This is a genomic window from Arthrobacter sp. Hiyo1 (assembly GCF_001263615.2).
In the GTDB taxonomy this organism is placed as follows: domain Bacteria; phylum Actinomycetota; class Actinomycetes; order Actinomycetales; family Micrococcaceae; genus Arthrobacter.
The window spans coordinates 186,985-194,114 of the sequence record NZ_DF952474.1 but is presented as its reverse complement, the minus strand read 5'-3'; the positions used below and the strand labels follow the sequence as shown (position 1 = coordinate 194,114).

Genomic DNA, 7,130 nt, shown 5'->3' with positions numbered 1-7,130 from the left:
CTCTGCTCGGACGCCGGAGTGGCACCGGTCCTGGCGTTCAGCCTCCGGAAGACGTGGAAATCGTCCGCAGGAGCAACGGCACCAAGGACTGGACTTTCGTCATCAACACAGCGCGCGGGACGTGGAGGTGCCGCTCGACGGCGTCGAGCTCCTGGGCGGGACACCCACCGGAGGTACGCTAAACCTTACTGCCGGAGCGTCGCCGTCGTCGCCACTCCGGCCTAGCCACCCGCCGTCCGTCCAGAAAGGCTCCGATGCTTCAGGCAGCCCGCCACACCGCCATAGTCGACGCCGTCCAGCGTGAACGCGTTGTCCGCGTCTCGGACCTCGCGCAACTGCTGGGCGTCTCAGCCATGACTGTTCGGCGCGACATCGAGTCGCTTGAGGAGTCCGGGCTCGTCGAGCGCATCCATGGCGGGGCCAAGATACCGGGCGATGCCCGGACCCACGAGCCCGGCTTTGAGCTGAAATCCACCCAACTGGTCGACGAAAAGCACGCGATCGCCGTCGAGGCCGCCACCCTGGTCCACGAAGGCATGGCCGTGGGCTTGAGCGCCGGAACCACCACCTACGAGCTCGCCAAGGTACTCCTGGAAGGCCCGCGGATCACGGTGGTGACGAACTCCATCAGGATTGCGGATCTCTTCCACAACGCCTCGGGTTCGCGGGAGGCTTTCCCGGTCATCGTGACGGGCGGCGAGCGCACGCCGTCGGACGCTCTGGTGGGTCCCATCGCGACGGCCGCGCTGAAGCAACTGCATTTGGACATGTTGTTCCTGGGCGTCCACGGCATGGATGCGGACGCCGGATTCACCACGCCGAACCTGCAGGAAGCCGAAACCAACCGGGCGTTCATCAGCGCGTCACGCAACGTGGTGGTCTTGGCGGACCACAGCAAGTGGGGAACTGTCGGCATTGCATCGATTGCCCAGCTGGAGGAAGCCGACGTACTCGTGACGGACTCGCACCTCGGCGAGGATGCCCGGCGCATCCTCGCGACGGCGTCGGAAAGCTCAGGATCGCCGCTCACTAACGCGTGGGCGGGGAAGGCGTTACGGGCACCCGCACGATTGGCGGATGCGGAGCTGGGTGGGGAAGACCCTGTGCTGCGGGGGTTCGTTGCGGTTCTCGCCCACCAGCGCGGATACTGCGGCCTCTGCCATCTCCCACACCGGCTGTTCCACCGTGGTCAGGGCCGGCCAGGTGTATTCAGCCTCAACCGAGCCGTCGAAGGACGCCACGGCGATATCCTCCGGAACGGAGAGACCTGCCTCGCGGATTGCCCGCAGGACCCCGATTGCCTGCATATCGGAGCTGGCGAAGATCGCCGTCGGACGGTTGGCAGAGGCCAGGAGGCGCCGTCCGGCAGCATAGCCCCCGGGGCGGTCGAAACCGTCGCGTGCAAGGGGTCCAGGAGGCAGACCGGCGGCTTGCAGAGCACGCAGCCACCCCTCTTCCCGTCCGTCCGTCACGTTGTCCGCCGTGATGCCCATGGCGAGTCCGATGTTGGTGTGTCCGTGGCCGATCAAATGTTCCACGGCCAAGCGGGCTCCGGCCTCAAGGTCCACTCCGACGCTGTTGAAACCAGGGGCGATCGAGGCATGGTTCAGCAGGACCGAGCGGATTTCAGTGCCGAAAAGCTCCAGTAGATCGGGTTCGAACATGACGCTGGCCAGGACCACGCCATCAACCTGCCGGTCAGCGAGGTTGCGGATGTGGCGGCGTTCGGAGTCCAGCTTGTTGTCGGAATTCGTCAGCAGCAAGGCATAGCCGCGCTCGGCGGCAGCCACTTCCACAGCGTGTCCCAGCAGGGCCCAGAAGGGGTTGCTGGAGTCCGGAATCACGAGGCCGATGGTCTGGTTGGATCCCATTTTGAGCGCACGCGCCGCGGCATTCGGCCGGTATCCCAGGATCCGGATGGCCTCTTGGACCTTCGCTTCCGTTGCCGGCGCCACCTTCTTGGGGCCGCCGTTCACCACATAGCTCACGACGGCGGTGCTCACCCCGGCGTACCGGGCCACGTCTTTGCGCGTCACCGGTCCGCGCGGGGTGTGCACTGCCGAAGTAGTCATTGGATCATGCTAGCTACAAAGCCTCCGGAGCATCGCCGAAATCGCGGATGGGGAGCCGTTCCCCGCCGCGGAGCGCGGACTCGTGCGCCACGACGCCGGGGAGCGTGAAGCGCGCCGCCACCCACGCGTTGACCGGAGGAAGGCTTCCCTTGTTCACGGCCGTGACGAAGTCGTCCACCAGGAACTGGTGGCTGCCTTCGTGCCCGGTGGGGGCTCCCTCGAATTCAACGGGGAGCCGTCCGGCGTCGTGCACCGGAGCGAGGCCGGAGATGAACGCACCGCGAAGTTCGGGGGCGACGTCCGCCAACGAGGGGTCATCGGCCGACATGCTCGGCTTGGTCTCCACCTGGTCCGAGACGTCCAGGACCCCCTCCTTGTCCTGCCACAGCGTGGTGGTGGCCAGCTGCTCGAAGCTTGCCTCCGTGCCGAAGAAGCGGAAGCGCGATTCGCGGATATGCGAGGGGTAGCCGACGCGGCGCATCTCGTTGGTGCGCATCGCGCCGCCGTCGTTCATTTCGAACAGCGCAGTGGCGTTGGAGAAGTCGTTGTCGAACATGCTGACTTCCTTGTCGAAGACGCCGTCGCCGCGATCGTCCTTGACGCCGATGCAGCTGACGCTCACAGCGTGGCCCGGTATGGCGCCCAGCACGCCTCCGATGGCGTGCGTCGGGTACAGCATGGGCGGGTAGCTGGCGGTTGCTTTCCAGTTTTCGCCGCCGCTGTACTGGTAGGCCTCGTAGAAGCCCAGGTCCATGTCGTGGACGTAGTCGCCTTCGGTGTAGAAGATGCGGCCGAACTTGCCGGCGGCGTGCTGCTTGCGCGCATAGACGGTTGCGGGGTTGTAGAAGCTGGTCTCTCCCATGGCATAGACAAGCTTGGTTTCACGCACGGCGTCGATGATCCCGGCGATCTGTTCCTCCGAGATTGCCATCGGAACAGCCGAATAGACGTGCTTTCCGGCGCGCAGCGCCTTGATCACCAAGGGCCCGTGCGTCCAGCGTTGCGTGAAGATAGCGACGGCGTCGACGTCGGAGGCCAGCAGCTCGTCGAAACTGCCCATAGTGCCGTCGAGCCCCAGCTGTTCAACAGCTTTGGACGCCCGTTCAGGGAGCTCGTCCACTGCGTAGACCGCGGAAACCCCGGGGTGGAGCTTGAAGAGGTGGGCGAATTGGCCCCCGAACTGGCCGAGGCCTAGTACTCCCATTGAAAACGTCATTGTTAGCCCTTCGATTCGTGTGGCTGGCTTCAGAATGCCATCGCCGCGCCCGGAGAGGCTCGACGAGTGACTCAGGCCAGTGAATCACTGGGATCTACTCGAGTCAATAAAAAGCAATAAATCCAAAATAATCGAACAAAAGTTCACAATAACACTTGACCCCTTCATATCTACTCGTGTAGATTTCCATCAGTTGTAACCCACATCACAGTCAGGAAAGGGTCGAAGATGACCACCCTTGCCAAACAAGCGGAGCCCGCCGCGCTTCCCCAACCGGGCAAACCAAAAAGGTTCGGCATCCGCCGGATCGGTGACTTGAAGATCGCGTTGCTCTTCATCTTCCCGGCGATGATCGGCTTTGTTCTTTTCTTCCTCGTCCCCACCATCCGGGGCATCTACCTCAGCTTCACCGAGTACAGCATCCTGGGTGATCCCACCTGGATCGGCCTGAAGAACTACACGTCGATCTTCAGCGACGACCTGTTCTGGAACGCGATGGCCGTCACCGTCCAATACGTTGCACTGAACATCGGTTTCCAGACCGTCATCGCCATCGGACTCGCGCTCCTCATGCACCGCGTGGCCAAGTCCACCTTCATCCGCGGCGTCCTGTTGCTGCCGTTCCTCGTGGCTAACGTGATCGTCGCGCTGCTCTGGTTCTGGATGCTGGACTACCAGCTGGGCATCGTGAACGAGATCATCAACTGGATGGGCCTGCCCCGCATCGCCTTCTTCGGCAGCGATCAATGGGCCATTCCGACTATCGCCTTCGTCAACGTGTGGCGGCACATGGGCTACACGGCCCTGCTGATCTTCGCCGGCCTGCAGGCCATCCCCAACCACGTCTACGAGGTAGCCAACCTTGACGGCGCCTCCCCCACCCGGACCTTCTGGAGCATCACCATGCCGCTCCTTCGCCCGGTGCTGGTCCTGGTCCTTGTGGTCACCGTCATCGGTTCATTCCAGGTCTTCGACACCGTTGCCGTGACTACCGGAGGCGGACCCGTCAATGCCTCCCGGGTCATCCAGATGTACATCTACCAAAAGGCGTTCGGCGAGTCCGATTTCGGCTACGCCTCAGCGCTGTCCGTCATTCTCTTCATCATTCTCGCCCTCGTGGCCTTCATCCAGATGAAGTTCCTCAAAGGCAACGAGACGGACCTGGACTAAGGAAGCCCCGCCATGAGTACCTCCACCAATTCCCGCCGTTCGCGCGAGTCCGCCACCGCCGTCGTCGGCTCTCCGCAATCGCGCCGCCCCCGCACGAAACCCTTCAACTGGCGCCGCGCAGGTGCCTGGGTCCTCGTAGCGATCGCCGTCGTGGTCACCCTCGCCCCGTTCCTCTGGATGCTCCGGACTGCACTGTCCAGCAACCATTCGCTCGCCTCGAACGCCGGCAACCTCCTTCCCGCGGACTTCAGCTGGGGCGCGTTCCAGCGGGTCTTCGGGCTACAGAGCCCCGAGCAGGCAATCGCCGAAGGCGGTTCCGGCGCTGACATCAACTTCTGGCTCTACCTGCGCAACTCGATCGTCTTCGCCACCATGACCACCGCAGGCCAGGTGTTCTTCAGCGCAATGGCCGCCTACGCCTTTTCCCGCCTGCGCTGGCCCGGCCGGAACAAGGTGTTCGCGATCTTCCTGGCCACCATGATGGTCCCGCCGATCTTCACCGCCCTGCCCAACTTCCTGATGATCAAGAACCTGGGCCTGCTCAACACCTTCGCCGGGCTGGCACTGCCCTTCATGTTCATGACCCCGTTCGCCATCTTCTTCCTGCGCCAGTTCTTCCTGAGCATGTCCCGCGAAGTGGAAGAGGCAGCCATGCTCGACGGCGCCAAGCACCTCCGGATCTTCTTCCAGATCGTGATCCCCAACGCCGCAGCACCCCTGGCCACCCTGGCCCTGCTGACCTTCATCGGTCAGTGGAACGAGTACTTCTGGCCGCTCCTGGTGGGCCAGGACGAAAGTGTCCGCGTCCTCACCGTGGGACTGGGCGTCTTCAAGTCCCAGTCCCCGCAAGGGGCGCCGGACTGGAGTGGGCTCATGGCCGCCACCCTCGTGGCAGCGCTGCCCGTCCTGATCCTCTTCATCGCCTTCGGCAAGAAGGTGGTCAACTCCATCGGCTTCTCCGGCATCAAGTAAGTCATCCCCAGCACCGCCCCGTTCCATCGCAACCCCCTGAAAGGTCCACCATGAAGAAATCCATTGGCACCGTCGCAGCCGCCGTCGCCGTCGCTGCCGCAGCCGCGCTGTCACTCTCCGCCTGTGGCGGTTCCACCCCCGTCTCCAGCGAAGCAAAGGGCGAGATCAACTACTGGCTGTGGGATGCCAACCAGCTCCCGGCATACCAGCAGTGCGCGAGCGACTTCACCAAGGCAAACCCGAACATCACGGTCAAAATCACCCAGCGCGGCTGGGACGACTACTGGACCACCCTGACCAACGGCTTCGTGTCCGGCACCGCCCCGGACGTCTTCACCGACCACCTGTCCAAGTACCCGGAGTTTGCTTCCAAGAAGCAGTTGCTGGCCCTCGACGATGCCGTAGCCAAGGACGGCGTCAAGCTGGACAGCTACAACAAGGGCCTGGCCGATCTCTGGGTGGGCCAAGACGGCAAGCGCTACGGCCTCCCGAAGGACTGGGACACCATCAGCCTCTTCTACAACAAGGCGATGACTGACTCCGCCGGGATCACCGCCGAGCAGATGGCCAAGCTCGATTGGAACCCCAAGGACGGCGGCAGCTACGAAAAGACCATTGCCCACCTGACCGTGGACAAGAACGGCAAGCGCGGAGACGAAGCCGGCTTCGACAAGAACAATGTGGCCGTCTACGGCTTGGGCTTGGAGTCCTCCGGTTCCGGCCAGGGCCAGACCCAATGGAGCTTCCTCGCAGCCACTACGGGCTGGACCGCTACCGACAAGAACCCGTGGGGCACCAAGTTCAACTACGACGACCCCAAGTTCCAGGAAACCATCGCCTGGTGGGCAGGACTGGCGGACAAGGGCTACATGCCCAAACTCGAAACAACGGTAGGCGCCAGCGTGTCGGACAACTTCGGCGCGGGCAAGGCCGCAATCAACACCAGCGGCTCATGGATGATCGGCCAGTACACCGCCTACAAGGGCATCCAGACCGGAATCGCCCCCACGCCGGTTGGTCCGAGCGGTAAGCGCGCGTCCATGTTCAATGGCCTCGCCGACTCCATCTGGGCAGGCACCAAGAACCCGGCAGCGGCCACCAAGTGGGTCGAGTACCTTGGCTCGTCGGCTTGCCAGGACGTCGTCGCCAACAAGGCTGTTGTGTTCCCGGCGATCAGCACGTCCTCTGACCTGGCCGCCAAGGCGTTCGCGGCCAAGGGTGTTGACGTCTCCGCTTTCACCCAGCAGGTCAAAGACGGGACCACGTTCCTCTTCCCCATCGCGGACAAGGCTGCCAAAGTTGACGGCATCATGAAGCCCGCAATGGACGCAGTACTGAGCGGCAAGAAGCCGGCCAGCTCCCTCTCCGACGCCAACAACCAGGTCAACAACCTCTTCAAGTAACACCAGTCCCGCCAAGCCAGTCCGGGCGCGCCGCTTTCACTCCTTTGACGGCGGCGCCCGGACTCTCCACTCCCTCATAACGCGACACACGACTCTCTGAAAGTGAACCAGCCCATGGACCCGCTCCACCTCCGTTCCGCCGGCACAAGCCTGGTGGTCAGTTTCGATAACGGAGAGGCCGAGGTCATCCACTGGGGTGCCGATCTCGGCAGCACCCTCCCGGACCTTGCCATCCTGGGCGAACCCATTCCGCACTCCGCCGTCGACGCCAACGTACCGGCCGCGCTCCTCCCGCAG

The 7,130-nt window shown here is 63.5% G+C and carries 7 protein-coding genes and 1 pseudogene; 6 read left to right on the top strand and 2 right to left on the bottom strand.

The window, feature by feature from the left end:
- Together AHiyo1_RS25665 and AHiyo1_RS18265 are read left to right on the top strand one after the other, a co-directional pair.
- The coding region (locus AHiyo1_RS25665) for a hypothetical protein (RefSeq protein ID WP_216363241.1) at positions 1-182 on the top strand (182 nt) is incomplete at its 5' end.
- 72 nt (positions 183-254) lie between these two features.
- Positions 255-1,033 (top strand): annotated as a pseudogene (locus AHiyo1_RS18265) (DeoR/GlpR family DNA-binding transcription regulator).
- A 19-nt stretch (positions 1,034-1,052) separates the two neighbouring features.
- Here AHiyo1_RS18265 and AHiyo1_RS18260 read toward each other — a convergent pair.
- The gene (locus tag AHiyo1_RS18260) at positions 1,053-2,072 is read right to left on the bottom strand and encodes a LacI family DNA-binding transcriptional regulator (RefSeq protein ID WP_059389490.1); all 1,020 of its coding nucleotides are present in this window, start codon (positions 2,070-2,072) and stop codon (positions 1,053-1,055) included.
- 13 nt (positions 2,073-2,085) lie between these two features.
- Positions 2,086-3,288 carry a Gfo/Idh/MocA family protein gene (locus AHiyo1_RS18255; RefSeq protein WP_059389489.1) on the bottom strand — a complete coding sequence of 401 codons (1,203 nt, stop codon included), beginning with the start codon at positions 3,286-3,288 and terminating at the stop codon, positions 2,086-2,088.
- A gap of 228 nt (positions 3,289-3,516) precedes the next feature.
- Here AHiyo1_RS18255 and AHiyo1_RS18250 point away from each other — a divergent pair, with 228 nt between their 5' ends.
- The 4 genes from AHiyo1_RS18250 to AHiyo1_RS18235 all read left to right on the top strand — a co-directional run.
- The gene (locus tag AHiyo1_RS18250) at positions 3,517-4,458 is read left to right on the top strand and encodes a carbohydrate ABC transporter permease (RefSeq protein WP_059389488.1); all 942 of its coding nucleotides are present in this window, start codon (positions 3,517-3,519) and stop codon (positions 4,456-4,458) included.
- Positions 4,459-4,470: 12 nt separating this feature from the next.
- Complete coding sequence (locus AHiyo1_RS18245) at positions 4,471-5,430, top strand: carbohydrate ABC transporter permease (protein ID WP_059389487.1); 960 nt, start codon at positions 4,471-4,473, stop codon at positions 5,428-5,430.
- A gap of 50 nt (positions 5,431-5,480) precedes the next feature.
- Positions 5,481-6,833: an ABC transporter substrate-binding protein gene (locus AHiyo1_RS18240; protein ID WP_059389486.1), complete on the top strand. Its 1,353-nt coding sequence runs from the start codon at positions 5,481-5,483 to the stop codon at positions 6,831-6,833.
- Between the two features lie 114 nt (positions 6,834-6,947).
- A partial coding sequence (locus tag AHiyo1_RS18235; protein WP_148667658.1) for a hypothetical protein occupies positions 6,948-7,130 on the top strand: 183 nt, incomplete at its 3' end.

Coding starts and splice junctions, on each gene's coding strand:
- AHiyo1_RS18250 (WP_059389488.1), top strand. CDS start 3,517: ATGACCACCCTTGCCAAACAAGCGGAGCCCGCCGCGCTTCCCCAACCG.
- AHiyo1_RS18255 (WP_059389489.1), bottom strand. CDS start 3,288: ATGACGTTTTCAATGGGAGTACTAGGCCTCGGCCAGTTCGGGGGCCAA.
- AHiyo1_RS18245 (WP_059389487.1), top strand. CDS start 4,471: ATGAGTACCTCCACCAATTCCCGCCGTTCGCGCGAGTCCGCCACCGCC.
- AHiyo1_RS18260 (WP_059389490.1), bottom strand. CDS start 2,072: ATGACTACTTCGGCAGTGCACACCCCGCGCGGACCGGTGACGCGCAAA.
- AHiyo1_RS18240 (WP_059389486.1), top strand. CDS start 5,481: ATGAAGAAATCCATTGGCACCGTCGCAGCCGCCGTCGCCGTCGCTGCC.